Here is a 26,977-nt window from a genome sequence, read left to right on the forward strand (position 1 = left end):
TCAGCAGGTCGCCCGCTTTTTGTGCTTCAGGCGGATTGCGGCAGGCGCGGGCGCAGGGTGTAGAAGCTGGACTGTTGCGCCGCTACAATAGCCGCCTCGGCCGCGACCATGCTGGTGTTGACCACGCCGGAATGCGCCACCTTCGCCGCCAGCACGCCCGAGTGCGCGATATCGCTGGCCAGGACGCCGGAATGCGCGACGTCGGCCGCCAGCACGCCGGAATGGGCGATGTCTTGCACCAGTACGCCCGAATGCGCAAACGCGCCGGCGCTGGCGCGCACATAATCTTCGCCAAACGTATCCTCGTACAACTCCTTCATGCGCTGGCCGACGCGGATATGCGCCGCCTCGTCGTCCTCGCCGCGCAGGCCGATGTACGGGAAGTGGTGCAGGTAATGGCCGAACACAGCGTCGCAATCGGCGTGGTATTTCATCGTGTCCAGGATATGGTAGTGCCAGAAGGTGTCGACGTCGACCAGCGGCGCGGTCTGCTCGTGCGGGTACTGTTTCATCAGGTAGAGAAAGCGGCGGTACTCGAACTCGACCGCGTTGGCGCGTTCCAGCGTCCAGCCTTCACCGGATTCTTCGTGCATCAGCTTGACTTTGATCGGCTCCAGGTCCAGGGCGGCGATGGTGTGCATGGTTTGGGCATTCATCAGAATTTCCTTTGCTGTATTGATGCGGGTTGAAAAGGCTGGGAATGCCTTTAATTTTGCCCGCAGGAGACAGCTATTCCTTGAGGTTAATCAATGTTTGAAAGGAAATTCAAAGCGCCATGTCGCGCGTGGTGGCCGGCGGCGTGGCTGGCGAGGGGGCCGGTGGCGCCACGCGCGTGCCCGCATCACTGACCGGCACCGCGATCGCCACCGTGGTGCCGCCGTTGGGCGTGCCGCTGATCGAACAGGTGCCGCCAAGCAGGCTGATGCGTTCTTCGATGCCGACCAGGCCGAACGAGCCGACCTTGTTGCGGCTGCTGTCGCGCACGCCGATGCCGTTGTCGCTGATGGTCATGCTCAGCATGCCGCCGGCCTGCAACAGCTCTACCCGCACCAGGCTGGCGTGGGCGTGTTGCAGGATGTTGCTGAGCGACTCCTGCAACACGCGGAAGAACGCGGTGGCGCGCTGGTCGTCGACGCGGATCTCGGTGTGGTGGTCGATCAGCTCGCAGACCATGCCGGAGCGCGCGCGGAACTGCGCGATCTGCCATTCCACCGCCGCGTTCAGTCCCAGGTCCAGCACGGTGGGGCGCAGGTCGTTGATGATGTGGCGCACGCTCTTGATGCTGCTGTCGATCTGGCTCAGCATGCGCTGCGCGCGCGCATGCAGGCGCGGATGGCGGTGGCGCGTGCGGGTGGTCAGCAGGTCGACGTCGATGCGCAGCACCAGCAGGTTCTGGCCGAGGTCGTCGTGGATTTCGCGGGCGATGCGCTTGCGTTCTTCTTCCTTGATGTGGTCGGCGTGCGCAGCCAGCCGGCGCAGCTTGTGGTGCGACTGCTGCAGCCGGGCCTGACTGGTGCGCAATTCGCGCGTCATTTCCTTGGCCATCTTGACGGCTCGCATGCGCGACGACGACAGCGTGTGGAACAGCAGATAGAACAGCAGCGAGCCGGTGAAGCCGCACAGCATGGCCAGCCACGGCAGCCAGGTGTCGAAGCGGCTGTACCAGGCGGCCTTGGGGGCGCTGAAATGCGCGCTCCAGTGGCGGTGGTGGAAATCGATCGGCAGTACCACGCTGAACAGGTCGCTGGCGCGCGGCGGGCTGCCGCCTGGATTGCTGTCGAACAGCTGCGCCGGTTGCCGCGGCGGCGCGCCGCCACCGCTATCGACCAGCACCAGGCGGGTGGAGCGCACCTGCATCTGTTCCAGCGCCGCCTGCACCAGACGCGGCACGCTGAAGCCGATGCCCACCGAGCCGATGTAGGCGGCGCGGCGCTGTTCCAGCGTTTGCAGTGGCGCACCGCTGCGGTAGACCGGCAGGCGCAGCGCCAGTCCGGCCCCTTGCGGCTGGTGCAGGCTGTCGATCGGCAAGCCCGATGCGCTGAGGTCGCCGGTATCGCGGCCGTGGCGCAGCGCCTGCGCTACCGGGCCACGCCAGCCGATGTCGCGGCCGATTTTTTCGCGGAATTCCGCCAGCGGGGCGATCATCGTTAGCACCCAGTATTCGGGCCGGCGCTGGCCCGGCGAGATGGCCAGCCGGTGCGGATAGCCGAGTGCTTCGCCGCCGGCGTCGGCCGCTTCAAAGGCGTCGCGCGCGCCGTCGGTGACGTACTGGGCGTAATTGATGTTGTCCAGCGCCGGGAACTGGCTGGCGATATGCAGCCCATCCACATAGCGGTGGAAGCTGGCGCGGTCGACGTTTTCGGCGGCGTGGAAGAAGCTGGCCGTGCCGCGCAGCACATCGGTGTAGGCATTCAGCCGTGAATTGATGTTGTACTGGGCGTTTTGCGCCTGATGCAGAAAGCGCTCGCTGGCGTCGTAGTCGATGGTACGGTTGGCGGCGAGATAAAACAGGCCGCCGATCCCGAGAGACAACAGCACGCCCGCCCACCAGACCGGCCGGGAAGCGGGGAATAGCTGTTTGTGGGCAAGGGCCATAGTCTTTTGACTATAGAAAACAACGGTTCACCTCGTCAAGCAATTTTGCAAAAAGCTTATTGCTCCTGGCGTTTAGTTATTTCCAGGTCAATAAAAAAACGGCGCCACGCGGGCGCCGTTTTAGCGAAGGGCGGGCAGCTTATTTGGCCACCCAGCTGTCCTTCAGCGTGACGATGCGGTTGAACACCGGCTTGCCTGGCTGCGAGTCGACGCGGTCGGCGACAAAATAGCCGTGACGCTCGAACTGGTAGCGCTGGTCGGCCTGGGCGGCGACCATGCCCGGTTCCAGGTAGGCGGTGACCACTTCCTTGGCGTTCGGGTTCAGCAGCGAGAGGAAGTCCTTGCCGCCGGCATCCGGCTGGGCGTCGGTGAACAGGCGGTCGTACAGGCGCACTTCGGCTTCCACGGCGGCGGCGGTCGACACCCAGTGGATGTTGCCCTTGACCTTGTAGTTGTCCGACCCCGGCGTGCCGGACTTGGAGTCCTCGAAGTATTTGACGTGCACGGCGATGACCTTGCCGTTTTCATCCTTGTCGAAGCCGGTGCACTCGGTGACATAACCGTGGCGCAGGCGCACGCGGCTGCCCGGAGCGTCGCCGATCGGCGGGAAGTAGCGGAAGTAGCCCTTGACCGGCACTTCCATGAAGTCCTCCTCTTCAATCCACAGCTCGCGCGAGATCGGGAAGGTGCGCACGCCCATTTCCGGGTGGTGCGGGTGAACCGGCGAGGTGCACGCTTCGGTCTGGCCTTCCGGGTAGTTGTCGATGATCAGTTTCAGCGGACGCAGCACGGCGGTGGCGCGCGGCGCTTTCGGGTCCAGGTCTTCGCGCACACAGCCTTCCAGCGTGCTCATGTCGATCCAGCCGTCGGCCTTGGTGACGCCGATGCGGTCGCAGAACAGGTGCAGCGCTTCCGGCGTGTAGCCGCGGCGGCGCAGGCCGACGATGGTCGGCATGCGCGGGTCATCCCAGCCGTCGACGATTTTCTCTTCCACCAGCTGGCGCAGCTTGCGCTTGGAGGTCACCACGTAGGTCAGGTTCAGGCGCGAGAACTCGTACTGGTTCGGCACCGGCAGCGTGAAGAAGCCGCCTTTCGACAGAGTCGCCAGCAGCCAGTCGTAGAACGGGCGGTGGTCCTGGAATTCCAGCGTGCAGATCGAATGGGTGATGTTTTCCAGCGCGTCCGAAATCGGGTGCGTGTAGTCGTACATCGGGTAGATGCACCAGGCGTCGCCGGTGCGCACATGGTGCGCATGGCGGATGCGGTAGATGGCCGGATCGCGCATATTCATGTTCGGCGAGGCCATCGCGTCCTCGCTGATCTTGGCGCGCAGGATGTGCTCGCCATCGGCGTATTTGCCGGCCTTCATGTCGCGGAAGAGCTGCAGCGATTCGGCGGCCGGACGGTTGCGGAACGGCGAGTTGGTGCCCGGCGTGTTGAAATTGCCGCGATTGGCCGCCATATCGTCTGCCGACTGGCTGTCGACGTAGGCGTAACCTTGTTCGATCAGCCATTCTGCCATGACGTACAGCTGGTCGAAGTAGTCCGACGCGTAGTGCAGGTGATGCTCGACCGAGCCGTCGGCCTTGGGATAGTCGTAGTCAAAGCCCAGCCATTTGACGCTGTCGATGATGGTGTCGACGTATTCCTGCTCTTCCTTGGCCGGGTTGGTGTCGTCGAAACGCAGGTTGCAGCGGCCATGGTAATCGCGCGCCAAGCCGAAGTTCAGGCAGATCGACTTGGCGTGACCGATGTGCAGGTAGCCGTTCGGCTCCGGCGGAAAGCGGGTGATCACGCTCGGCAGGCCGGCGCGGTCATGGGTGCCGGCCGCCAGGTCGTGTTCGACGATGGCACGCAGGAAATTGGAGGGGAGTGCTGGCGCTGGGCTGTTTTTGTCGTTGCTCATCTGGAAGTTTGGATTGTGCAAAAGTTCTATATTGCTGCATTTTACCGTATTGCCAGTGGCGATATGGCGGCGCGGTATAATGATCGATTAATTTGCGGTGGGTTTGTCACCGCACCACGGCCCGGAGTTTCCAAATGGAAAATTACTACAACACACTGGGTATCGCGCCGAACGCCAGCGAAGATGAGATTAAAAAAGTCTATCGTTCGCTGGCCATGCGCTTCCACCCGGACCGCAATCCCGAACCAGGCGCCGATGCGCGCTTCAAGGCCGTCACCAAGGCGTACGAGATCCTGTCGGACCCGGCCAAGCGTGAGGAATACAACCAGAGCCTGAACCACCGCATCATCATCGACGCCGAAGCCGAAGCGTATCAGCTGTGGCGTTCGCTGTTCGCGCTGCAGGGCACCACGCTGCCCGCCGCGTAATTATCTATTTAGCAAGAAAGCAAGCAATGAGAAAAGTACACCCTGAGTTCGCCTATCAATCGCGTGAGCTGGAAGGCCAGATCGAAGGCATCCTGGGCGATCCGCCGGACCGCCAGAACTACCAGCGCATGGTGGACGCACTGGTGGGCGAGTATGCCCAGGGCGGCGGCATTGAAGATGTGAACATGCTGGCGTTCGCGCTGGTCGATCACATCGAGTTCAGCAATCCGAAAGGCCTGCTGGCCGAGGCCGAGGACTACGAGTTCGGCGACGCCGCGCGCGTGTTCGCCATGGCCGAGTGCAAGGGCGAGGAAGCGGGCAAGATGTATGCGGCGATTGCCGAAAGCATGCCGGACCTGGCGCGCCAGGCCATTATCACCGCCTTCCTGCACAAGAATCCGCGCAAGTGGGACGATGACGATCAATCGCTGGACCAGCTGTCGGCCAACGACGATGGCGACGATATCGACGACGAAGACGCGGCGTCCGACGACTTCGCGCAAATGTTCGACCGGGATGGAGAATAAGCATGTCCGAAAAATCGAATCTGCCTGCCCTGAGCAAGCAAGTGACGGAACTGGTGCTGGCCGGCTCGCTGAGCCACGCCGAGCAAGCTTTTGCCGACGCCGCCGACCAGTTTGGCGACCTGGCGGTGGTGGAAGTGCTGAACAACATTCCGCCGCAAGTGACGGCGCTGCACATGGCCGGCTTTGACGGCGGCAAGATGTCGCTGGCGACCTTGCTGGTGCCGCCGAAGGCGTGGGCCGACAGTCTGGCCTTCATCGCCGCCACCTGGCCGGACGACCAGATCGAGGACGATCCGGAGCGCATCGCCGAGGCGCTGTTCACCCACATCCATGGCGTGGTGTTCTCCACCGACGACGAAGAGCGCCGCAACGAACTGCTGGCGGCCGCCTCGGCCACCGACCACGGTTCGACCGCGTTCGCCATCCTGTTCTCGATGGCGCCGAAGGAAATCCTGGAAGTGGCCGGCGAGATCATCTCCAAAGGCCCGTACCTGACCGGCCAGACCACCGCCGACAACGATGTGGTTCCGCTGGCGATCGCGCTGGCGCAGGCGTCGGAAGACGGCTGGGACCGCGCGCTGTTCGAGCTGTTCCCGGAATTCCGCCACAGCGCCGACCTGGCCGACGCCGAGTACGACGATGATCCGGACGCCGAGCCGACCATCCTGCAGCGCTCGACCAAGGAATTGCTGTACCGCCTGCGCAAGCAAGTGCCGTCCACGCGTGTCGCCAAGGCGTCGCGCCGCTCGGTCGGCACCAACATTTTCTCGTGATCGGCGGTTGATCGATGCTGCCAGCAATCGTAAGAGAAACCCTGCCGCGCCTGACGCGCGCGATCAAGCAATTCGCGCTCGAACCGGACGATGAGGCCGCCTACGCGCTGGCCGATGAACTGACCGGCATCACCGCCATGGTGGCCGAGAAGTTCACCAACGACCGCACCGCCGACGGCATCCAGAAGGCCTTGCAGCTGACGGTGGGCTGCGTGTCGCTGGGGCTGGACCACGAGCTGCCCGACGATGACGACGAGGCCGCCCTCGGCCTGCTGATCGAGGAGGGCGCCGAGTACGCGTTCCAGGTCGGCTTCCGCATGGTCAAGGAATTGGCGGCGCTGCCGGAAGATGCGCTGGTCGGCGAGTACGATACCGATCCGGTGTATGCGGCGCGCCGCCTGCGCGACAAGTTCGTCGACATCTGCCAGGCCGACCCGAACCAGAACTGGAACGGCAGCGCGCGTTACGCGGTGCAGTTCAAGCAGCGCAAGGAAGTGCAGGCGGTGGTGCGGCTGGCCGGCTGGCTGCGCCGTCACAACACCGAAGGCCCGGTCAGTGATGCCGACCTCAACGCGGAAGGCGTGATCGCGCTGGCGATCATCTTTGCGGTCGAGGGCGGTGGCCGAGTGGTGGCGCGCACCGGCCAGAAGGAGTTCGAGCGCTTCGTCAAATCGGTGCGCAAGAACAAGCCGGACTACGAGGCCGGCTGGGCCGAGCTGGTGGCCAAGGTGCCGGTGCAGCATCATCCGGTGCTGCTGGAGCGCATCGACAGCTATCGCCAGAGCTGCACCGTGCTGCAAAACATCAAGGGCCGCACGGCGATGAAAACGCTGTTCGCGGAACTGGAAAACTACGCCGGCTCCGAGCTGGACGCCGACTACTCGTAGGCTCGTCGTTCCGGCGAACGCCGGAATCCATGCTGAGCATGCGTTCTATGGATTCCCGCCTGCGCGGGAATGACGGCTGGCCTCATCGGCCACCGCAACGAAGGCCGCAACCAGCGGCGAGATCGCATCCTTTCTTTTGGCCAGATACAGCGCCGTGGTGGCCTCGGCGTCCGCCATCGGCCGGTAGCACACCTCGCTCATGCGGATGATGTCGAATGAACTCGGCAGCACCGACACGCCGCAGCCGGCCGCCACCAGGCCGATGATGGTGGACGCCTCGCCGGCCTCCATCGCAATGGTCGGCTTGAAGCCGGCCTCGCGGCACAGCCGGTTGATCTGCGGATGAATCCCGGTGCCGGCGCTTTCCGGATACATCACCAGCGGCTCCCCCTTCAAATCGCTGACGGCAATGCTCTGCTTCCGCGCCAGCGGATGGCCGACCGGCAGCACCATCACCAGCGGATCGCGGCGCAGGATGGTCAGCTCCACCGATTCCGGCAGCGTCAGCTCCGGCGGCCGCACCAGGCCCAGGTCCAGCGCGCGCGCGGCCAGCGCCTCGATCTGGCCGATGGTCGACATCTCCTGCAAGGTCAGCTGCACGCCCGGATAGCGCTGCCGGTAGCGGTTGATCACCGCCGCAAACAGCGGCGTCAGCGGGGTGGAGAAGGTGAAGCCGACCCGCAACTCGCCGGCTTCGCCGCGCTCGGCCCGGCGCGCGGTCTGCATGGCCTGTTCGGACAGCGCCAGCACGCGCCGCGCATCGTCCAGGAACAGCTTGCCGGCCTCGGTCAGGCGCACCCAGCGCTTGCTGCGTTCCAGCAGCTGGGCGCCCACTTCGGCTTCCAGCATCTGGATCTGGTGACTCAACGGCGGCTGGCCGATATGCAGCCGTTCGGCGGCGCGGGTAAAGCTTAGCTCTTCGGCAACGGCAACGAAGTAACGCAGGTGGCGGAGTTCCATTATCTTTTTAAAGTATAACTAACGACTTAAATATATATTGGACAGCTTAGTGACGCAATCCTAAGATGAAGTCATCGTATCGCGCAGGATCATCATGTCAGCCGCCACCATGCCCCGTATTGCCCTCGGTAGTCCCGAATTCAAACGCAGCAACCGCGCCATGTTCTTCGGCGGCTTTGCCACGTTTGCGCTGCTGTATTGCGTGCAGCCGCTGATGCCGCTGCTGTCGCACGAATTCGCGCTGACGGCGGCCCAGAGCAGCATGGTGCTGTCGGTGTCCACCGGCGCGCTGGCGGTGTCGCTGCTGGCGTCGAGCGCCATCTCGGAACGCCTCGGCCGCAAGCCGCTGATGGTGGCCGCGATGGCGGTGGCCGCCGTGATGACGCTGTTGTGCGCCTTCGCCCACAACTATCCGCAGCTGCTGGTGCTGCGCGCCTTGCTGGGGGTGGTGCTGGGCGGCATGCCGGCCATCGCCATGGCTTACCTGGGCGAGGAAATCGAACCGACTTCGCTGGGCCTGTCGATGGGCTTGTATATCAGCGGCAGCGCCTTTGGCGGCATGGCGGGGCGAGTGATCACTTCGGTGCTGAGCGACCATTTCTCGTGGCGGCTGGCGCTGGCGGCGGTCGGCGTGGCCGGGATTTACGCGGCCTTTGAATTCTGGCGCAGCCTGCCGCCGTCGCGCCATTTCACGCCGTCCAGCGGCGGCTGGCGGGCGCTGCCGGCCGGCTTCCAACAGCACTTGTCGGATGAGGGATTGCCCTGGCTGTTCGCGCTGGCCTTCCTGCTGATGGGGGCGTTTGTCAGCCTGTACAACTACATCGCCTATCGCTTGCTGGGCGGACCGTTTTCGCTGAGCCAGAGCGTGGTGGGGGCGGTGTCGTTCTTCTACCTGCTGGGGATTTACAGTTCGGTGTGGGCTGGCCGGCTGGCAGACCGTTACGGCCGCCGCAATGTGCTGTGGATGATGGCCGTGATCATGTTCAGCGGTCTGTTGCTGACTTTATCCGACTGGCTGCCGCTGATTCTGGCCGGCGTGGCGGTGTTCACCTTTGGCTTCTTCGCCACGCACTCGGTGGCCAGCAGCTGGGTGGGGCGACGGGCGACCAGCAACAAGGCGCTGGCGTCGGCGCTGTACCTGTTCTTCTACTATCTTGGTTCCAGCGTGGTGGGTTCGGCCACCGGCATCATGTGGGGCCGCGCCGCGTGGCCGGGCGTGGTGGCGGTGCTGTCCTGCTCGCTGCTGCTGGCGCTGGTGGTCGCGCTGCGCTTGCGTACGCTGGCGCCGCTGGGCCAGGCCGAGCGCTGATGCTGACCGCCGTGACCTTGCCGCGCCGCTGCACCGCCCGCGAGGGTTTGGGCGCCAGCGCGCATCTGCGCCAGGGCCGTGAGCTGTTCGTGCCAGACCTGTTTGTCGGCCAGAGCACGGTGGTGCTGGTGCAGGCCGGTCGAAAAATCGTGTTCGGGGCGGGCGAGCAATGGGTGGCCGAGGCCGGCGAGTTGATCCTGTTGCCGCACGGCGCCAGTTATGGCGTCACAAACCAGCTCAGCGGCGCCGCGCCGTATGAGGCGATCAGCCTGATGTTCGACGATAGTTTGCTGGCGGCGGCAATGCCAGCGCCAACGCCAGCGGCAACGGCTGCCGCGGTCACGCTAACGGCAGTGACCACCGCCGCGCCGGCGCCGGCGTTTGCGCCGCTGAGCCGACCTCATGTATTGCGCTCGCCGTCGGCCAGCTTCCGGCACACGGTGGAGCGGGTGCGCGCGCTGTGGATGGACCCGGCCACGCCGCCGACCATCGCGCGCCATGCGGCGCTGGAAGTGCTGGCCTGGCTGGCGGTCCATGGCTGCCGCTTTGCCCCATCCGCGCAACGTTCGATTCCTGAACGGCTGCGCGCATTGCTGGTATCGGCGCCGGCCCAGTCCTGGCATGCCGCGCAGGCCGCCGCCGCGCTCAACCTCAGCGAAGCGACGCTGCGCCGCCGGCTGGCCCGCGAAGGCACCAGCATGAGCCGGCTGCTGCTGGAAGTCCGCCTGTGCAACGCCATGATGCTGTTGCAGGCCAGCGACGATTACGTCGGCCAGATCGCGCTCGCTAGCGGCTTTGCCAACCACGCGCATTTTTCGCGCCTGTTCAAGGTGCGCTTCGGCATCACGCCATCGCAACTGCGCGACCCCGAGGCCGCCGCAGCCTGATCGCCACGGAACAACGATTGCGCGGCGCAGACAAGCGGCCCGGCCCGCCTGCGCCTAGCATGAGGCTTCCATTCATTCGACAGGAATCCCTCATGAAAACTCGAGTCTCTCTCGGCGCCGCGCTGGTGCTGGCGTGCGGCATGGCGCGGGCTGCGCCGTTCACCTTGTCCAGCCCGGATCTGGCCGGCGGCGTCTTCCCCAATATCCATGTGCTGAAAGGCTTTGGCTGCGACGGCGGCAATGTATCGCCGGCGCTGGCGTGGAGCGGCGTGCCGGATGGTACCCGTTCGCTGGTGCTGATGGTGCATGACCCCGACGCGCCGACCGGCAGCGGCTTCTGGCACTGGACGGTGTTCGACATTCCTGCTAGCACCCAGGGGCTGGCGCGCGGCGCCGGCAACAGCGCCGCCAGCTTGCCGGCCGGCGCGCGCGGCGGCATGAACGATTATCAGGATACCGGCGCCAATGGCGGCAATGGCAATTACGGCGGCCCGTGTCCGCCAGCTGGCGAGGGCGCACACCGCTATGTGTTCACGCTGTACGCCTTGTCGGTGGACCAGGTGGCGCAGGCGGCCGGCATTCCAGCGCGTGGCACGCCGGCGCTGTATGGTTTTGTGCTGAATCGCGGTCTGGGCAAGGCGGTGCTGGGTAAGGCCAGCTTTACCGCCAGTTATGGACGCTAGCCCGGGGCCGCTAGGACGAGCGTAGCAGGTCGGCGAAGGCGTCCGGCGTCAGCGGGCGGCTGAAGTAGTAGCCCTGGATCTCGTCGCAATCGTTGCCGCGCAGGTAGTCCAGCTGCGACGCGGTTTCCACGCCTTCGGCAATCACCTTGAAGCCCAGGCTGTGGCCGAGCGCGATCACCGAGCGCACGATGGCCGCCACACGGGGCTCGTCGAGCATGTCGCGCGTGAAGGACTGGTCGATTTTCAGATAGTCGACCGGGAACTGCTTCAGGTAGGCCAGGCTGGAATAGCCGGTGCCGAAGTCGTCGATCGACAAGGCGATGCCGAGCTGCTTGAGGTTTTCAATCGCCGCCACCGCCTCGTCGACGTTGTGCATCATCAGGCTCTCGGTCAGTTCCAGTTCCAGATATTGCGCAGCGAGGCCGCTGTCGTGCAGGGCGGCGCGCACTTCCTCCAGCAATGCCTGGTCGCGGAACTGCCGCGCCGACAGATTGACCGCCACCCGTAGCGGCGGCAGCCCGGCCTGCTGCCACGCCACCGCCTGGGTGCAGGCCATGCGCAGCACCCAGCGGCCGATGGCGACTATCATGCCGGTCTCTTCCGCCACGCCGATGAAGCGCGCCGGCGACACCGCCCCCAGCGTCGGGTGCTGCCAGCGCAGCAGCGCTTCCACGCCGGTCACCGCACCGCTGCGCAAATCCAGCTTGGGCTGGTAGACCAGGCTTAGTTCGTTGCGCGCCAGCGCGTGGCGTAGCTCGGCCTCGATCGAGGCCCGTTCGGCGATGCGCGCATGCATCGCCGCTTCGTAGAACTGCACCTGGTTGCGGCCAGCTTCCTTGGCGCGGTACATGGCGATGTCGGCGTGCTTGAGCAGTTGTTCCGGCTCGGCGCCATCGGCCGGATAGACGCTGACGCCGATGCTGCAGGTGATCGTCACCGCCTGCTGCTCCAGCATCAACGGCGCCGCCACCGTTTCCTGCACCAGTTGCAGCAGGCTGGCCATCGGCCGCTGGTTGGCCACCGGCAGCAGCAGCAGGAATTCATCGCCGCCCAGCCGCGCCACCGTGTCGCCGTCGTTGACGCAGGCGCGCAGGCGGTTGGCGACCGCGCACAGCAGTGCGTCGCCGGCCTGGTGGCCGAGGTGGTCGTTGATCAGCTTGAAGTTGTCGAGATCGATGAACACCAGCCACAGGCTGTGGCCGAAGCGTTGCGAGAAGGTCACCGCCTGCGTCATGCGGTCGTTGAGCAGGACGCGGTTGGGCAGGCCGGTCAGCGCGTCGTGGTTGGCCTGGTGTTCCAGCTGCGCCTGGTAGTCGAGGATGGCGGTCATGTCGGTCAGCACGCAGACGTGGTGGCCGATGGCGTCGTCAGCCGCCGGTACCGGGGCCACGTGCATCTGGGTCCATAGTTGCGCACCGTCGCGGTGGCGGATGTGCACCAGCAGCGTCACTTCCTGGTCCGACTGCATGGCCGCGTGCAGCGCCTGCTGCTGGTCGTCGTTCGCCTGCAGCCCCAGCAGCGTTTCCAGTTGCTGGCCCAGTACGCTTTCCGGCGCATGGCCGAGCAGCTGCGAGAAGGCCGGGTTGGCGTATTCGACGCGGTCGCCATCGGCCCCATGCTGGGTGATCACGATGGCGTTGACGCTGGCTTCCAGCGCGCGGCCGCGCAGTTGCAGTTCGGCTTGCAGCCGCAGGCGTTCGGTGATGTCGTGCGCGAACACCAGCCGGCACGGGCGGCCGGACAGCGTGACCGCGTGCGAGGAAATGTCCACCTTCAGCCGGCTGCCGTCGCGCCGCACGTGGGTCCATGCGGCGGACTGGTCGGCGCCTTTGCGCGGCGTCGCCGCCAGGTTCTGCTCCAGCCGTTGCACCTCTTGCGGCGGGCGGATGTCGCGGATGGTCATGTGCAGGAATTCCGCTTCGGTATAGCCGTACTGGGCCACGGCTGCCGCGTTCACCACCATGAAGCGCAGCGTTTCCAGGTCGTACACCCACATCGGCTGCGGATGGGCTTCAAACAGGTATTTGAAGCGCAGCCGCGATTCGTAGACGTCGTAATCGTCGAGCGGATAGGCCAGGCACAGGTAGGAGGGCGGCTGCGCCGTGGCGCGCCATTCGATGGTCTGCGTGACCGGATGGCTGCTGCCGTCCCGGCCCACCAGCTCGACCTCGCCGCGCCAGTGGCCGCGCATGCGGGCAGTCGGCAGCGCTTCGCTTTGCAGCATCGGCAGCACCCAGCCGGCGTACAGTTGCGCGGCCGGGTCGTCGTCCGCAAACGGGCCCAGCAGGGATTGCGTGTGGGTGTTGCACGCCAGCAGGCGGCCGGCTTCGCTGATGACGAAAGCAAAATAGGGACTGCCGCCGAACATCTGGTCGAAGGCATCGCCTTGCGATTTGCTAGCCAGTCTTCCTTGCTGGGTCCGCTGGCGCTTGGGGGCGCGGGTTAAAGCTGGTTGCGGAGGTAGTTGCATGGCGGGGCATTCGGGTGAAGACGGGGTCGCTTGATATTAGCAGAAGGATGCGGCCGCGTGGAGTTCGGCTGGTCGGCGCTGGACGGGTGGTTATTTGATTGCGGACTGATCTGCGTCAGTGTCCGGGCTGATCGGCGCAACTGCCGGGGGCGGTGTTGGTCTCATCCGCACGGGCAGTTTTGTGCCCGCCAATTGAGAGGAGACCATCATGCTGCATCCGAACGATATCCAGCACCGGTTTTATTTTGTCGAGCGCGCGGTCCGGCTGGCGGCGCAGGCTGCTTCAGCCGAGCCTGGCTTGCCGCGCGAGTTGCGCAATTGTCTGGAGTTGATGGACAAGCACGTCGACGACGCGCGCGAGATCTTGCAGGCAGCGGAAGAAACCCGCGTGCGCAAGCTGGTGCGCGACCTCGACCTGCTGGCCGAGCGCGCCAAACGCATCTGCAACTACATCCCCAGCCTGTCCGGCCAGATGAAAGGCGCGGTCAGTCACATGCACAGCCAGATTCAGGAACTAAAGCGTGACATGAGTGTCTAAAGAGAGCAGGCCGCCACTACGGGGCCTGATAAATCATGGACCATAGAAAAAGTGTGGGATTTCTTAAAATGCGGCGCGCGGATCAGGAGCGTGACCGATTGCGCCGCTAGCGGTAAGCTACAGCACTCCCTTCGCGCGCAGGGTGGCGATGTCGTCGTCGCTGCGGCCTAGCAGCTCGCGCAGGACGCTGTCGGTGTGCTGGCCCAGCAGTGGCGGCGCGACGGCGTTGTCGGCGGGCGTGACGGACAGGCGCATCGGGCTGCGCACCAGTTTGGTGGTGCCGGCGGTCGGATGCGGTACTTCCATGACGATGCCGCGCGCTGCCACTTGCGGATTGCGGTAGACGTCGTCCAGATCGTTGATCGGGCCGCACGGCACGCCGACCGCTTCCAGCGTAGCGATCCAGAAATCGCGCGGCTGCTGCAACACCATCTCGGCCAGCAGCGGCACCAGTTCGTCGCGGTGCTGCACGCGCAGCGGGTTGGTGGCGTAGCGCTCATGGAACGCCAGGTCGCCACGGCCGCCGGCCTCGACAAACTTCTGGTACTGCCCGTCATTGCCGGTGGCGACGATGATGTAGCCGTCGGCACACTGGAACGTCTGGTACGGCACGATGTTCGGATGGGCATTGCCCCAGCGCTTGGGCGCCTTGCCGCTGTTGAGGTAATTGCTGCCGGCATTGGCCAGCATCGCCACCTGCACGTCCAGCAGCGCCATGTCGATGTACTGGCCTTCGCCAGTGCGGTCGCGGTGCGTCAGCGCGGCCAGGATGGCGATGGTGGCGTACATGCCGGTCATCAGGTCGGTCAGCGCCACGCCGGCTTTCTGCGGGCCGCCGCCGGGCAGGTCGTCGCGTTCGCCGGTCACCGACATCAGGCCGCCCATGCCCTGGATCAGGAAGTCATAGCCGGCGCGGTGCGCGTACGGACCATCCTGGCCGAAGCCGGTGACCGAGCAATACACCAGGTCGGGCTTGATGGCTTTCAGGGAATCGTAGTCGAGGCCGTAGCGTTTCAGTTGGCCGACCTTGTAGTTCTCCAGCACCACGTCGGACTGGCGCACCAGCTCGCGCAGCAGTTGCTGGCCGTCGGCGCTGGCGATGTCCACCGTCACCGAGCGCTTGCCGCGATTGGCGGACAAATAGTATGCAGCTTCAGTGGTGTTGTTGCCATCGGCGTCGCGCGCGTACGGCGGGCCCCAGGCACGGGTGTCGTCGCCATTGCCGGGCCGTTCGATCTTGATCACGTCTGCGCCGAGATCGGCCAGATTTTGCGAGCACCACGGTCCCGCCAGCACGCGGCTCAGGTCGAGCACGCGAATATGGCCTAGCGCTTTTGGAGCTGTCATGATGTGTTTCACCTTATGAGCACGAACAATCAGGCCGCTAGTGTAGTGGTTCAGTCGTTCGGCTGCACGTGGTTTTTTTGCAAGCCGGCGGCCAGCGCCTGCGCGGCCCGCCAGCGCTGGGACGGCGACGGGTAATCGCTGCGGCTCAAGCGCGGTGAGTCGCTGGCCCGCATCATCTTGCGGAAATAGCCGCTCAGCTGTGCCGCCGGCCAGCCGGCGCGCCAGGCCAGCAGCAGACCTTCGCGGTCGGCTTCCTGTTCCTGCGCGTAGTTGGTGTCGGCCAGCAGCGCCATCAGCTGGCGGTCGTTGTCGACGGCGTATTCCAGTTCGGCGAACGGGCGCGTGGACCAGGCCGGCGCCAGCCGCAGCGCCGCCTGGTATTCCAGCAGGTTGTGGTGCAGCGCGGCGTGCTCGATCTCGTGCGCCAGCAGCATGGCCAGTTCGGCGTCGCTCAGGCCGAGGCGTTCGACATACGCCTGGCTGACCAGGATTTTGCCGCCGGCCATGCAGTCGGCGTTCTGTTCGGCGGTGTCGGTGGTGTGCACTTCCCAGGCCCAGTGCGCGGTGTCGGGATAGTCGCGCTGCGCCTGGGCGATCAGGCCGCCGGCGATGCGGCGCACGCGGGCGGTGAAATCGGCGTCGCGATCAATCGCGTGCTCGGCCAGCCGGCCTGCATAGATGACGGCGGCGCGGGCCATGATGTCATCCTGCGTCGGCTCGGCGGCCAGGCAGCAGGCAGCCGCTAGCAGCAGCATAATGATTTGTGATAACTTTGCCATCCTCATCATATCAAAGGCGCAACCATGTGGCCCTATCCCAAAATTGTTGCACACCGCGGCGGCGGCACGCTGGCGCCGGAAAATACCGTGGCCGGCCTGCACGCCGGCCTGGCGCGCGGCTTCCACGCCGTCGAGTTTGACGTGATGCTGTCGCGTGACGGCATCGGCATGGTGGTGCACGATCCGGAATTCGGCCGCACCGTGGCCGGGCAGGGCAGCGTGGCCGGTACCGACGCCGTCGACCTGGCCAATATGGACGCCGGCAGCTGGTTCGGCGCCGAATTCCGCGGCGAGCCGATACCGTTCTACACCCAGTTCATCGATTTCTGCAAGGCGCAGCGCATCTGGATGAATGTGGAAATCAAGCCGGCCGACGGTTTTGAGGCCGCCACCGGCGCCTGGGTGGCCAAGGTCACGCGCGACAGCTACGCCGCCGAACTGACCGCCGGCGACCCGGCCGGCTATCCCTTGCTGTCATCGTTCAGCTACGAGGCCCTGGCCGCCGCCCGCGACACCGCGCCCGAACTGCCGCGCGGCTATCTGCTGGACACCATCCCGGCCGACTGGCAGCAGCAGGCGCAGGCGTTGGGCGCGATTGCCATCCACACCAACCACAAGCACCTGACGGCCGGACTGGCGGCGCAGATCAAGGCCGCCGGTTATGGCCTGTTCTGCTACACCGTCAACGATCCGGAACGGGCGCGCGCGATTCTGGGCTGGGGCGTGGACGGCTTCTGCACCGACCGTATCGACCTGATCGGCCCCACCTTCGCCTGAGTTCCCCAAGCGCGATTAATTTTTCCTCTCGCCTGACAATCCGGGTAGACATTCCGGCGATCGGCTCTATGCTGATTTCAGAGTGTCGAAGGGGAGGACATGCAGCTTGCGCTAACGTCCTATGCGGTTGCCACCTATCTGGACGCCGCCTTGAATCACATGGACATTGCGGTGTTCCTGGTCGATGCGGAGTTGCGCCTGTTGCATGCCAACGCCGCCGCCGGCGCGTTGCTGGAACGTGATACGGCCTTGCGCCTGCACGGCGACAAGCTGTTGCAGGACGCCGGCTGCGGCGCCAAATCGCTGGCGCAGCTGGTCGCCGCCGTGCTCGCTTCGCCACACGATACAGCCCATCTGCATGCCCTCAGTTTACCGCGTCGCAATCGCCCGCCGCTGCTGCTGACGGTGGTGCCGTTCCTGCCGCCGGAAGAGCTGGCCGCGCTGCCGGCCTGCGCGATCGTGATGGCCGGCGACCCCGAGGCGCACCGCCTGCCGCGCCCGCTGTTGATGCAGCTGTTTGACCTCACGCCAGCCGAGGCCGGCGTGGCGCAGGCGCTGGCGCATGGCGAGGCGCTGGACGACATCGCGGCCGCGCTCGACATCAGCGTGCACACCGTCAAGACGCATCTGCAAAAGCTGTTCCGCAAGACCGGCACGCGCCGCCAGGGCGAGCTGGTGTCGATGCTGCATGGCGTGCCGGCCGCATCCGTGCGTGCTCAATCGTTCGAGTGATGTATCTGTCGTTATCACTGCCTAGACTTGTGAAACGCTGCCGGCTGGTGGTGTCGGATTAACAAAACGGGGAGTGGGAAAATGAAAATCCAATGGCTGTTGGGTTTGGCGCTGTGCGCCAGCATGGGCGCGCAAGCGCAGCAAAGCAATGAGAGCGTCACGGTGCCGGCGCCGCGCCTGACGATCGATCTGCCGGATCACCGCTATCACATGGACGACTGGCAAATGCGCCAATTCCGTGGATCTTATACGCTGGATAACGGCCAGACGCTGCACCTGCGCGGCGGCGGCACGGCGGTGTACGGCGAAATCGACGATCAGGGGCCGCACCGCATGGTCTCCACCAAGCCCAACACCTTCGTGGCGCTGGACCGCCAGCTGCAGGTGCGGATCGACTTCGACCAGAACGATGAGGCGGGCGGCGAAGTGCTGATGGTGGTGCCGCAACGTAACCTCGCCACCGGGGAAATCACCGGGCAGGTGGTGAGGCTGGCGACGCGTTAGTTGGGGGAAGTACGGGCTGGCTGTGGCATAATCGTTCTTTTGCACCAGCCAGCTATTTACCTCATAACGACATGAAATCATCTGAAATCCGCGAGAAGTTCCTCAAATTTTTCGAATCTAAGGGTCATACCATTGTCCGGTCCAGCCCGCTGGTGCCAGGCAATGACCCGACCATGCTGTTGACCAATTCCGGCATGGTGCAGTTCAAGGACGTGTTCCTGGGTCTGGACAGCCGCCCGTACTCGCGCGCCACCAGCGTGCAGCGCTGCGTGCGCGCCGGCGGCAAGCACAACGACCTGGAAAACGTCGGCTACACCGCGCGTCACCACACCTTCTTCGAAATGCTGGGCAATTTCAGCTTCGGCGACTACTTCAAGCGCGACGCCATCAACTACGCCTGGGAGCTGCTGACCAAGGTCTACCAGCTGCCGGCCGACAAGCTGACCGTCACCGTCTACTTTGAAGATGACGAAGCCTACGACATCTGGGCCAACGAGATCGGCGTGCCGAAAGAGCGCATCATCCGCATCGGCGACAACAAGGGTTCGCGCTACGCGTCGGACAACTTCTGGCAGATGGCCGACGTTGGCCCATGCGGCCCATGCACCGAGATCTTCTACGACCACGGCGCCGACATCTGGGGCGGTCCTCCGGGCTCGGCCGAAGAAGACGGCGACCGCTTCATCGAGATCTGGAACCTGGTGTTCATGCAGTTCAACCGCGACGAAGCGGGCGTGATGCACAAGCTGCCGAAGCCATGCGTGGACACCGGCATGGGCATGGAGCGCCTGGCCGCCGTGCTGCAACACGTGCACAGCAACTACGAAATCGACCTGTTCCAGAACCTGATCAAGGCCGCCGCGCGCGAAACCGGCGCCACCGACCTGGAATCGAAATCGCTGCGCGTGATCGCCGACCACATCCGCGCCGCCTCGTTCCTGATCGTTGACGGCATCATTCCTGGCGCCGAAGGCCACGGCTACGTGCTGCGCCGCATCATCCGCCGCGCGCTGCGTCACGGCCACAAGCTGGGCCAGACCAAGCCATTCTTCTACAAGCTGGTGGAAGACCTGGACATCGAGATGGGCACCGCCTATCCGGAGCTGAAAGAAGCCAAGGCGCGCGTTGCCGCCACGCTGAAGGCGGAAGAAGAGCGCTTCGGCGAAACGCTGGAAAACGGCATGAAGATTCTGGAAGCCCAGTTGGCCAAGGATCCAGGCAAGCTGGACGGCGCAACCGCCTTCACGCTGTACGACACCTACGGCTTCCCGCTGGACCTGACCGCCGACATCTGCCGCGAACGCAACATCACGCTGGATGAAGACGGCTTCAACGCCGCGATGGAACAGCAGAAGAAAACCGCGCGCGCCGCCGGCAAGTTCAAGATGGCGGCCAACGTCGAGTATTCGGGCGAGAAAACCAAGTTCATCGGTTACGACGACCTGAGTGTCGACGCCAAAGTGATCGCCCTGTACGCCAACGGCGCACCGGTGCAGGAACTGAAGGCAGGCGAGCAGGGCATCGTGGTGCTGGACACCACGCCGTTCTACGCCGAGTCCGGCGGCCAGGTCGGCGACCAGGGCGAGATCAAGGCCGCTGGCGGTCTGTTCACCGTGGAAGACACGCTGAAGATCCAGGCCGACGTCTTCGGCCAGCACGGCGTGCTGACCCAGGGTTCGCTGAAAGTGGGCGAGATCGTCGCCGCGCAAGTCGACCTGCACAAGCGCGGCCGCACCATCCGCAACCACTCGGCGACCCACCTGATGCACAAAGCCCTGCGCGAAGTGCTGGGTTCGCACGTGGCGCAAAAAGGTTCGCTGGTCGATCCGGACAAAACCCGTTTCGACTTCAGCCACAACGCGCCGCTGACCGCCGAGCAGATCGCCGAAGTGGAAGCCAAGGTCAACAAAGAGATCCTGGAAAACCACGCCACCAAGGCGCAGCACATGTCGTTCGACGACGCGGTCAAGCACGGCGCGATGGCGCTGTTCGGCGAGAAGTACGGCGACGAAGTGCGCGTGCTGGATATCGGCACCTCGAAAGAGCTGTGCGGCGGCGTGCACGTGCAGCGCACCGGCGATATCGGCCTGTTCAAGATCATCGCGGAAGGCGGCGTTGCGGCCGGCATCCGTCGCGTGGAAGCCGTGACCGGCGAAGGCGCGCTGGCGCTGGTGCAGGGCATGGCCCGCAAGCTGAACGAAGCCGCGTCGGCGCTGAAATCGAATCCGGACGAGTTGATCGTCAAGATCGGCGCCGTGCAGGATCAGGTGAAATCGCTGGAGAAGGAACTGGCGGCACTGAAGTCCAAGCTGGCTGCCGGCCAGGGCGACGAGCTGGCTGCGCAAGCGGTCGACGTCAAGGGCATCAAGGTGCTGGCCGCCACGCTGGACGGCGCCGACGTGACCGGCCTGCGCGAAACCATGGACAAGCTGAAGGACAAGCTGAAGACCGCTGCCATCGTGCTGGCGTCGGTCAACGACGGCAAAGTCAGCCTGATCGCCGGCGTCACCGCCGACACCACGTCGAAGGTCAAGGCCGGCGAGCTGGTCAACTTCGTTGCACAACAAGTGGGCGGTAAAGGCGGCGGACGCCCCGATATGGCGCAAGCCGGCGGCACCGATCCGAGCGGTCTGCCGGGTGCGCTGGCAGGTGTTGCCGAGTGGATCGGCTCCCGTCTGTAAAGGCAACAATCCGGCTGTAAAGCTGTGTTAATGCGGCCTGCGTGCGATTTGCTGTCGTACGCAGGCCGTTGTCGTCTGGGGCGGACTGTTGTATACTTTCCAGCTTGCGTTGTGAACTTGCAACGTACAACGAACTATTTTGGTGCAGCGCGTCATCCCCTCTAAAAAGGAGTAGTATGGCGACACCTCCCCACAAACGAGCGGGTTTCTTGATGAGCGAAACAATACTAGAAAACGATACCATCGAATTCCACAAGGAGTTGGATGCGCGCGGTCTGAACTGTCCGCTGCCGATTCTGAAGGCCAAGAAAGCCCTTTCGGAATTGCAGAGCGGTGAAGTGCTGCGCATCATGGCGACCGATCCTGGTTCGGTGCGTGATTTCCAGGCTTTCAGTAAACAAACCGGCAATACCCTGTTGTCGCACGTCCAGACTGGCCGTGAGTTTGTCTTTTTGATGCAGCGCAAATAACAGCCGCTGCATTTCCTCCCCAAGAATGTCGTCTGGAAGATTTATTTTTTAGACGATTTCTACTAGCGAAAAATAGCACGATCGTGCTTTGATTTCTTGTGCGGGGCAGATTTCTCATATAATCTAGCCCACATTATTTAGTCCCGAATTCATCTTTTCCCAAAGGCACAGCTATGAAAGTCTTGGTACCCGTCAAACGTGTGGTCGACTACAACGTCAAGGTGCGTGTGAAGTCCGACGGCACCGGCGTTGATATCGCCAACGTCAAAATGTCGATGAACCCGTTCGACGAGATCGCGGTGGAAGAAGCGACCCGCCTGAAAGAATCCGGCAAAGTCACCGAAGTGGTGGCTGTCTCCGCCGGCGTGACCCAGTGCCAGGAAACCCTGCGCACCGCGATGGCGATCGGCGCCGACCGCGGCATCCTGGTGGAAACCACCGCCGAACTGGAACCGCTGGCCGTGGCCAAGCTGCTGAAAGCGCTGGCCGACAAAGAGCAGCCACAGCTGATCATCCTGGGCAAGCAGGCGATCGACGACGACTCCAACCAGACCGGCCAGATGCTGGCTGCGCTGCTGGGCTGGCCGCAAGCGACGTTCGCCTCGAAAATCACGCTGGAAGACGGCAAAGTCACCGTTACGCGCGAAGTGGACGGCGGCCTGGAAACCCTGGCGCTGACCCTGCCGGCCATCGTCACCACCGACCTGCGCCTGAACGAGCCGCGCTACGTGACGCTGCCGAACATCATGAAAGCGAAAAAGAAACCGCTGGATGTGACCAAGCCGGAAGACCTGGGCGTCGATGTGACCCCGCGTCTGAAAACCGTGAAAGTCGCCGAGCCTGCGAAACGCTCCGCCGGCATCATTGTCCCGGACGTCGCTACCCTGGTCGCCAAGCTGCGCACCGAAGCTAAAGTTATCTAAAGGAATCTGAACATGGTCGCATTAGTTATCGCAGAACACGACAACGCCAGCCTGAAGGCCAGCACCCTGCACACCGTGACCGCAGCGGCGCAAGCCGGCGGCGAGGTGCACATCCTGGTGGCCGGTTCCAACGCGGGCGCCGTGGCAAGCGCCGCTGCCGCCGTCGCCGGCGTGTCGAAAGTCATCCACGCCGACGCCGCGCACTTCGCCGACGGCCTGGCTGAGAACGTCGCCGAGCAGGCGCTGGCCATCGCTGCCGCCTACAGCCACATCCTGGCGCCAGCCACCGCCTATGGCAAGAACATCCTGCCACGCGTGGCCGCCAAGCTGGACGTGGCGCAGATTTCGGAAATCACCAAGGTCGATGCGCCGGATACTTTCGAGCGTCCGATCTACGCCGGTAACGCCATCGCCACCGTGCAGTCGAACGACAAGGTCAAAGTCATCACCGTGCGTTCGACCGGCTTCGACGCGGCTGCCGCCAGCGGCGGTTCGGCTGCGGTGGAAACCGTGACGGCGGTTGCCGATTCGGGCAAATCGTCGTTCGTCGGCCGCGAAGTGGCCAAGTCGGACCGTCCTGAGCTGACCGCCGCCAAGATCATCGTCTCCGGTGGTCGCGGCATGGGTTCGGGCGAAGCCTTCAAGGTGCTGGAGCCGCTGGCGGACAAGCTGAACGCCGCCATGGGCGCGTCGCGCGCCGCAGTCGACGCCGGCTACGTGCCGAACGACTGGCAAGTCGGCCAGACCGGCAAGATCGTTGCGCCTAACCTGTACATCGCCGTCGGTATCTCCGGCGCGATCCAGCACCTGGCCGGTATGAAAGACTCGAAAACCATCGTCGCCATCAACAAGGATCCGGAAGCGCCGATCTTCTCCGTTGCCGACTACGGCATCGTGGGCGACCTGTTCGACGTCGTGCCACAACTGGTAGCCGAACTGGGCTAAGCGCGCATAAAGCACACCTGAGGCCACGCTGATCCGGAACGCCGGATTGCCGTGGCCTTATTTTTAACAACGGCGCGTCGTCCCCGCGCAGGCGGGGAACCATGCTGAGATGCTGAGTATGGGCTCCCGCCTGCGCGGGAGCGACGGCGAAGGGGAGACGAGATGCCATACCAACCACCAATCAAAGACATGCTGTTCGTGATGAACGAACTGGCCAACCTGCAAGCAGTCAGCGAACTGCCGGGCTGTGAAGACGCCACCCCGGAAACCGCCGAAGCCGTGCTGGAAGAAAGCGCGAAATTCGTCGCCGCCGAAATCGCCCCGCTGAACCACGCGGCCGACAAGGAGCCGAGCTACTGGACCAAGGACGGCGTGATCACGTCGAAGGGTTTCAAGGAAGCCTTCCGCCAGTTCGCCGACGCCGGCTGGCAAGGCCTGCAACACCCGACCGACTTCGGCGGCCAGGGCCTGCCAAAACTGGTCGGCACGCCATGCGTGGAGATGCTGCACGGCGCGAACATTTCGTTCGCCCTGTGCCCGCTGCTGTCGGACGGCGCGATTGAAGCGCTGCTGACGGCCGGCAGCGACGCGCAGAAAGCCATCTATCTGGAAAACCTGGTCACCGGCAAATGGACCGGCACCATGAATCTGACTGAGCCGCAAGCCGGCTCCGACCTGGCCGCCGTGCGCACTCGCGCCGAGCCGCAGGGCGACGGCACTTACAAAGTATTCGGCACCAAGATCTTCATCACGTATGGCGATCACGACATGACCGACAACATCGTCCACCTGGTGTTGGCGCGCACGCCGGATGCACCAGCGGGCGTAAAGGGCATCTCGCTGTTCATCGTGCCGAAGTTCCTGGTCAACGCCGACGGTACGCTGGGTGCGCGCAATGATGCGCATTGCGTGTCGATCGAGCACAAGCTGGGCATCAAGGCCAGCCCGACTGCGGTGCTGCAATTCGGCGACAACGGCGGCGCCATCGGCACGCTGGTGGGCGAAGAGAATCGCGGCCTGGAATACATGTTCATCATGATGAACGCGGCGCGCTTCGGCGTCGGCCTGCAAGGCATCGGCCTGTCGGAACATGCGTACCAGCAAGCGCTGGCGTATGCCAAGGACCGCGTGCAATCGCGCGACCTGACCGGTTCGCCGTCCGGCGTGGCCATCATTCACCATCCGGATGTGCGCCGCTTGCTGATGAATATGCGTTCGCAGACCGAGGCGGCACGCGCGCTGGCCTATGTTGGCGCTTCGCTGTACGATCAGGCGCACCACGGCGCCGATGCCGAGGCGCGCGCGCACAACCAGGCGGTGTACGAGTACCTGGTGCCGATCATCAAGGGCTGGTCGACCGAGTTGTCGCAAGACGTGACGCGCGATGGCGTGCAGATCCACGGCGGCATGGGTTTCATCGAAGAAACCGGCGCAGCGCAGCACTACCGCGACGCCAAGATCCTGACCATCTACGAAGGCACGACGGCGATTCAGGCCAACGACCTGATCGGCCGCAAGACCGTGCGCGACGGCGGCAAGATCGCCAGGGAACTGATCGCCCAGGTGCGCGCGACCGAAGCGGAGCTGGCCAAGCTGGACGGCGCCGATTTCGCCGCGATCCGCAAGCACCTGGCGCAGGGCGCGACCGAACTGGACGCGGTGGTGGAGTACGTGGTGGCCAACATCAAGTCCGACATCAAGGGCGTGTTTGCCGGCAGCGTGCCGTACCTGAAGCTGGCCGGCATCGTGCTGGGCGGCTGGCAGATGGCGCGCGCGGCGCTGGTGTCGCAGCAAAAGCTGGACGCCGGCGCTGGCGACGCCAGCTTCTACAAAGCCAAGATCGCCACCGCGCGCTTCTTCGCTGACCACTTCCTGTCGCAGGCAGCGGGCATCCGCAGCTCGATCACCGACGGCAGCGCCGGCGTGCTGGCGCTGGACATCGAGCAGTTCTAAACGCTCTCACGTGACCGCCATCGCTTCCGATGGCGGTCACGCAGCTTGCCTTGCTCCCTGATTTAAATTAGCGCTGCCCAGATGATCAGCGGCGGACGAGGGTGCCGTTGGCGTTCTGCACGCGGTCGCCGCTCAGCATTTTTGGATCGTGGTCGAAGTTGAAGGCGGCTTGGCGGCCGTCGTCATATTTGACGTGCACGGTCCACAGTTTGCTGGATTTGGCTTTCTCTTCAATCTTCTTGCCGGCATAGGCGCCGCCGGCGGCGCCTGCCACCGTGGCCAGTTGGCGACCGTGGCCGCTGCCGACCTGGTTGCCCAGCAGGGCGCCGGCCACGCCGCCGGCGATCAGGCCCAGCGCGCTGCCTTCGCCAGATTTTTCACCCACTACGACGGACGTCACCTTGCCGCAGTCATGGCAGGCGCCCGGCTTGCCTGCGTTCTTGTATTGGGCGCGGGCTTGCGCCATGGCCTTGTCGTATTCGGCCTTGGAATCGCGCAGGCATTGCATGCGCTGGCTAGAATCGCGCTCGTCGCTGCACAGTTTCTTGTCGTCGGCGTAGCGGGTGGCGATGCGTTTGGTGTCGGAATCGAAATGTTCCTTGGGGCTTTGCGCCTGGACGGTATTGGACAGGGCGGCCAGCAGCAGGGCGGCCATCAGGGTGCGTTGGGTCATGTTGTTCTCCTTTTTTGGTGCTGATTGAATCCGATACGGTGTTGCTTGCGTAAAAGCTGTATTCTTAGCGAGGTCAGCATGAAACGAATCACCCTCCATCCCGCACGAGTCGACCGCGAAGCGTATGCCATCGATCGTATGAGCCTGGCCGCGCAGCGCTTGCTGGCGGCCAGTACCATGGCCGATGAGATCCGTGCTGGTCAGTGGGTGCTGGCCTGGGCGGTGGCCGCCGGCGCGCGTCCCTCGGCCCGTTTGACCGCAGCGTTGAGCCCGATGGTCTCACTCAGCCTTCATTGAGCGCAGCGAGCGTTCGCGCTCGCGGCGCGCTTCGTAGGTCTTTAAATTGGCATAGGCGATTTTCAGTGTCGGTGCGGCGTGATGCTGGCCGCGCGCCAGCATGTCGCCGACGATATGATCGGCTTCGATCGCGCCACCGCGTTGCAGGTCTTTCAGCATGGATGCGGTAATCGGCGATCCGGCCGCCGTCAGCATGGCGTGGGCGCGCTCGCTGGGGTGCGGACGCGGCGGGAAACCGTGGCTGGCGGCGATGGCGTTGCATTCGTTCAGCAAGGCCAGCGTGACGTCGGTCTGGCCGGCGGCGACGATGTCGCCCACGCTGCCGCGCAGCAGGCAGGTGGCGCCGGCCAGCGCGGTGATGAAAATCCACTTCTCCCACATTTCCTGGCGGATTTCGCTGCTGGCGCGGGCGTCGAAATTGGCATCGGCCATGGCGCTGTCAATGGCGGCCACGCGCGCCGAGGTGGCGGCGTCAAGTTCGCCGAATACCAGCGCGTGGGTGTCGTTCAGATGCTGGACGTCGCCTTGCTCGCTCAGCGTGGCGGAAATCAGGCACAGGCCGCCCAGCACGCGCTCCTTGCCGAAGCGGGCGGCCAGCCGTTCCAGGTGCGCCATGCCGTTCATCACGGGCAGGATGGCGGTGTCCGGGCCGACTGCGGCGGCGAAGGATTCCATGGTGGCGTCCAGGTCGTAGGCTTTGCAGCCGACGATGATCACGTCATAGTGCTGCGTCAGTTGCTCCGACAGCAGATGTGGCGGCGCCGGCAGCGTCAGATCGCCCTTGGGGCTGCTGATGCGCAGTCCATGCTGCGCGAGCTGCGCCGCCCGTCCAGCGCGCACCAGAAACGTCACGTCCTGGCCTGCCGCCAGCAAGCGACCGCCAAAATACCCACCCAGCGCCCCAGCGCCGACCACCAGAAATTTCATGATTGA

The 26,977-nt window shown here is 64.4% G+C and carries 26 protein-coding genes; 17 read left to right on the forward strand and 9 right to left on the reverse strand.

Annotated features, from left to right (window positions below; genetic code table 11):
- Nucleotides 1-26 precede the first annotated feature (26 nt).
- From GTP55_RS24725 to GTP55_RS24735, 3 genes are all read right to left on the reverse strand, one after another.
- Nucleotides 27-656 carry a glycine-rich domain-containing protein gene (locus GTP55_RS24725; protein ID WP_229258156.1) on the reverse strand — a complete coding sequence of 210 codons (630 nt, stop codon included), beginning with the start codon at nucleotides 654-656 and terminating at the stop codon, nucleotides 27-29.
- Between the two features lie 109 nt (nucleotides 657-765).
- The gene (locus GTP55_RS24730; RefSeq protein WP_161047460.1) at nucleotides 766-2,595 is read right to left on the reverse strand and encodes a CHASE domain-containing protein; all 1,830 of its coding nucleotides are present in this window, start codon (nucleotides 2,593-2,595) and stop codon (nucleotides 766-768) included.
- 139 nt (nucleotides 2,596-2,734) lie between these two features.
- Complete coding sequence (locus tag GTP55_RS24735) at nucleotides 2,735-4,501, reverse strand: glutamine--tRNA ligase/YqeY domain fusion protein (protein ID WP_161047461.1); 1,767 nt, start codon at nucleotides 4,499-4,501, stop codon at nucleotides 2,735-2,737.
- 134 nt (nucleotides 4,502-4,635) lie between these two features.
- Here GTP55_RS24735 and GTP55_RS24740 point away from each other — a divergent pair, with 134 nt between their 5' ends.
- The 4 genes from GTP55_RS24740 to GTP55_RS24755 are packed head-to-tail and all read left to right on the forward strand — an operon-like array spanning nucleotide 4,636 to nucleotide 7,116.
- Nucleotides 4,636-4,929, forward strand: coding sequence for a DnaJ domain-containing protein (locus GTP55_RS24740; protein ID WP_161047462.1), 294 nt, complete (start codon nucleotides 4,636-4,638; stop codon nucleotides 4,927-4,929).
- Nucleotides 4,930-4,955: 26 nt separating this feature from the next.
- A complete protein-coding gene (locus GTP55_RS24745) occupies nucleotides 4,956-5,456 on the forward strand; it encodes a hypothetical protein (protein WP_161047463.1) in 501 nt (166 codons plus the stop codon).
- A gap of 2 nt (nucleotides 5,457-5,458) precedes the next feature.
- Nucleotides 5,459-6,229 (forward strand): hypothetical protein, encoded by a 771-nt coding sequence (locus GTP55_RS24750; protein WP_161047464.1) that lies wholly within the window; start codon nucleotides 5,459-5,461, stop codon nucleotides 6,227-6,229.
- A gap of 14 nt (nucleotides 6,230-6,243) precedes the next feature.
- Nucleotides 6,244-7,116: a hypothetical protein gene (locus GTP55_RS24755; RefSeq protein WP_161047465.1), complete on the forward strand. Its 873-nt coding sequence runs from the start codon at nucleotides 6,244-6,246 to the stop codon at nucleotides 7,114-7,116.
- Between the two features lie 45 nt (nucleotides 7,117-7,161).
- Here the strand turns inward: GTP55_RS24755 and GTP55_RS24760 are convergent, their stop codons facing one another.
- The gene (locus GTP55_RS24760; RefSeq protein WP_161047466.1) at nucleotides 7,162-8,076 is read right to left on the reverse strand and encodes a LysR substrate-binding domain-containing protein; all 915 of its coding nucleotides are present in this window, start codon (nucleotides 8,074-8,076) and stop codon (nucleotides 7,162-7,164) included.
- A gap of 94 nt (nucleotides 8,077-8,170) precedes the next feature.
- Between GTP55_RS24760 and GTP55_RS24765 the strand changes: the two genes are divergently transcribed.
- The 3 genes from GTP55_RS24765 to GTP55_RS24775 all read left to right on the forward strand — a co-directional run bounded on the left by GTP55_RS24765 (nucleotide 8,171) and on the right by GTP55_RS24775 (nucleotide 10,955).
- Nucleotides 8,171-9,385, forward strand: coding sequence for an MFS transporter (locus GTP55_RS24765; protein WP_161047467.1), 1,215 nt, complete (start codon nucleotides 8,171-8,173; stop codon nucleotides 9,383-9,385).
- The gene (locus GTP55_RS24770; RefSeq protein WP_161047468.1) at nucleotides 9,385-10,272 is read left to right on the forward strand and encodes a helix-turn-helix transcriptional regulator; all 888 of its coding nucleotides are present in this window, start codon (nucleotides 9,385-9,387) and stop codon (nucleotides 10,270-10,272) included. Before GTP55_RS24765 ends, GTP55_RS24770 begins: the two co-directional genes overlap by 1 nt.
- Nucleotides 10,273-10,364: 92 nt before the next feature.
- On the forward strand, nucleotides 10,365-10,955 hold the full coding sequence (locus tag GTP55_RS24775; protein ID WP_161047469.1) for a YbhB/YbcL family Raf kinase inhibitor-like protein: 591 nt from the start codon (nucleotides 10,365-10,367) through the stop codon (nucleotides 10,953-10,955).
- 10 nt (nucleotides 10,956-10,965) lie between these two features.
- Here GTP55_RS24775 and GTP55_RS24780 read toward each other — a convergent pair whose 3' ends face one another.
- Nucleotides 10,966-13,425, reverse strand: coding sequence for a sensor domain-containing protein (locus GTP55_RS24780; protein WP_161047470.1), 2,460 nt, complete (start codon nucleotides 13,423-13,425; stop codon nucleotides 10,966-10,968).
- 208 nt (nucleotides 13,426-13,633) lie between these two features.
- Between GTP55_RS24780 and GTP55_RS24785 the strand changes: the two genes are divergently transcribed.
- A complete protein-coding gene (locus GTP55_RS24785) occupies nucleotides 13,634-13,963 on the forward strand; it encodes a hypothetical protein (protein ID WP_161047471.1) in 330 nt (109 codons plus the stop codon).
- A gap of 117 nt (nucleotides 13,964-14,080) precedes the next feature.
- Here GTP55_RS24785 and GTP55_RS24790 read toward each other — a convergent pair whose 3' ends face one another.
- Entirely contained in the window at nucleotides 14,081-15,310 is a 1,230-nt protein-coding gene (locus GTP55_RS24790) for a CaiB/BaiF CoA transferase family protein (protein WP_161047472.1), read from the reverse strand.
- A 50-nt stretch (nucleotides 15,311-15,360) separates the two neighbouring features.
- Nucleotides 15,361-16,065: a M48 family metalloprotease gene (locus GTP55_RS24795; RefSeq protein ID WP_161047473.1), complete on the reverse strand. Its 705-nt coding sequence runs from the start codon at nucleotides 16,063-16,065 to the stop codon at nucleotides 15,361-15,363.
- Nucleotides 16,066-16,113: 48 nt separating this feature from the next.
- On the opposite strand from GTP55_RS24795, the gene ugpQ reads away from it, so the two are divergent.
- From ugpQ to GTP55_RS24835, 8 genes are all read left to right on the forward strand, one after another.
- The gene (gene ugpQ, locus GTP55_RS24800; protein ID WP_161047474.1) at nucleotides 16,114-16,866 is read left to right on the forward strand and encodes a glycerophosphodiester phosphodiesterase; all 753 of its coding nucleotides are present in this window, start codon (nucleotides 16,114-16,116) and stop codon (nucleotides 16,864-16,866) included.
- A gap of 99 nt (nucleotides 16,867-16,965) precedes the next feature.
- Nucleotides 16,966-17,598, forward strand: a complete 633-nt coding sequence (locus GTP55_RS24805) for a helix-turn-helix transcriptional regulator (protein ID WP_161047475.1) — start codon at nucleotides 16,966-16,968, stop codon at nucleotides 17,596-17,598.
- A gap of 81 nt (nucleotides 17,599-17,679) precedes the next feature.
- On the forward strand, nucleotides 17,680-18,102 hold the full coding sequence (locus GTP55_RS24810; RefSeq protein ID WP_161047476.1) for a hypothetical protein: 423 nt from the start codon (nucleotides 17,680-17,682) through the stop codon (nucleotides 18,100-18,102).
- A 71-nt stretch (nucleotides 18,103-18,173) separates the two neighbouring features.
- Nucleotides 18,174-20,783: an alanine--tRNA ligase gene (gene alaS / locus GTP55_RS24815; RefSeq protein WP_161047477.1), complete on the forward strand. Its 2,610-nt coding sequence runs from the start codon at nucleotides 18,174-18,176 to the stop codon at nucleotides 20,781-20,783.
- 212 nt (nucleotides 20,784-20,995) lie between these two features.
- Complete coding sequence (locus tag GTP55_RS24820; protein WP_110846936.1) at nucleotides 20,996-21,253, forward strand: sulfurtransferase TusA family protein; 258 nt, start codon at nucleotides 20,996-20,998, stop codon at nucleotides 21,251-21,253.
- A 173-nt stretch (nucleotides 21,254-21,426) separates the two neighbouring features.
- Nucleotides 21,427-22,176, forward strand: coding sequence for an electron transfer flavoprotein subunit beta/FixA family protein (locus GTP55_RS24825; RefSeq protein ID WP_110846935.1), 750 nt, complete (start codon nucleotides 21,427-21,429; stop codon nucleotides 22,174-22,176).
- A gap of 12 nt (nucleotides 22,177-22,188) precedes the next feature.
- Nucleotides 22,189-23,121, forward strand: coding sequence for an electron transfer flavoprotein subunit alpha/FixB family protein (locus GTP55_RS24830; protein ID WP_161047478.1), 933 nt, complete (start codon nucleotides 22,189-22,191; stop codon nucleotides 23,119-23,121).
- Nucleotides 23,122-23,283: 162 nt separating this feature from the next.
- Nucleotides 23,284-25,074 (forward strand): acyl-CoA dehydrogenase, encoded by a 1,791-nt coding sequence (locus GTP55_RS24835; RefSeq protein WP_161047479.1) that lies wholly within the window; start codon nucleotides 23,284-23,286, stop codon nucleotides 25,072-25,074.
- An 85-nt stretch (nucleotides 25,075-25,159) separates the two neighbouring features.
- On the opposite strand, the gene GTP55_RS24840 is transcribed toward GTP55_RS24835, so the two are convergent.
- Entirely contained in the window at nucleotides 25,160-25,747 is a 588-nt protein-coding gene (locus GTP55_RS24840) for an outer membrane lipoprotein (RefSeq protein ID WP_161047480.1), read from the reverse strand.
- A 78-nt stretch (nucleotides 25,748-25,825) separates the two neighbouring features.
- Between GTP55_RS24840 and GTP55_RS24845 the strand changes: the two genes are divergently transcribed.
- Nucleotides 25,826-26,044: a hypothetical protein gene (locus tag GTP55_RS24845; RefSeq protein ID WP_161047481.1), complete on the forward strand. Its 219-nt coding sequence runs from the start codon at nucleotides 25,826-25,828 to the stop codon at nucleotides 26,042-26,044.
- Here GTP55_RS24845 and panE read toward each other — a convergent pair.
- Nucleotides 26,027-26,971, reverse strand: a complete 945-nt coding sequence (panE, locus tag GTP55_RS24850; protein ID WP_161047482.1) for a 2-dehydropantoate 2-reductase — start codon at nucleotides 26,969-26,971, stop codon at nucleotides 26,027-26,029. The two genes, GTP55_RS24845 and panE, sit on opposite strands and share 18 nt — an antisense overlap.
- Between the last annotated feature and the right edge of the window lie 6 nt (nucleotides 26,972-26,977).

The sequence above is a fragment of the Duganella margarita genome, from assembly GCF_009857535.1.
GTDB classification, from domain to species: domain Bacteria; phylum Pseudomonadota; class Gammaproteobacteria; order Burkholderiales; family Burkholderiaceae_D; genus Rugamonas; species Rugamonas margarita.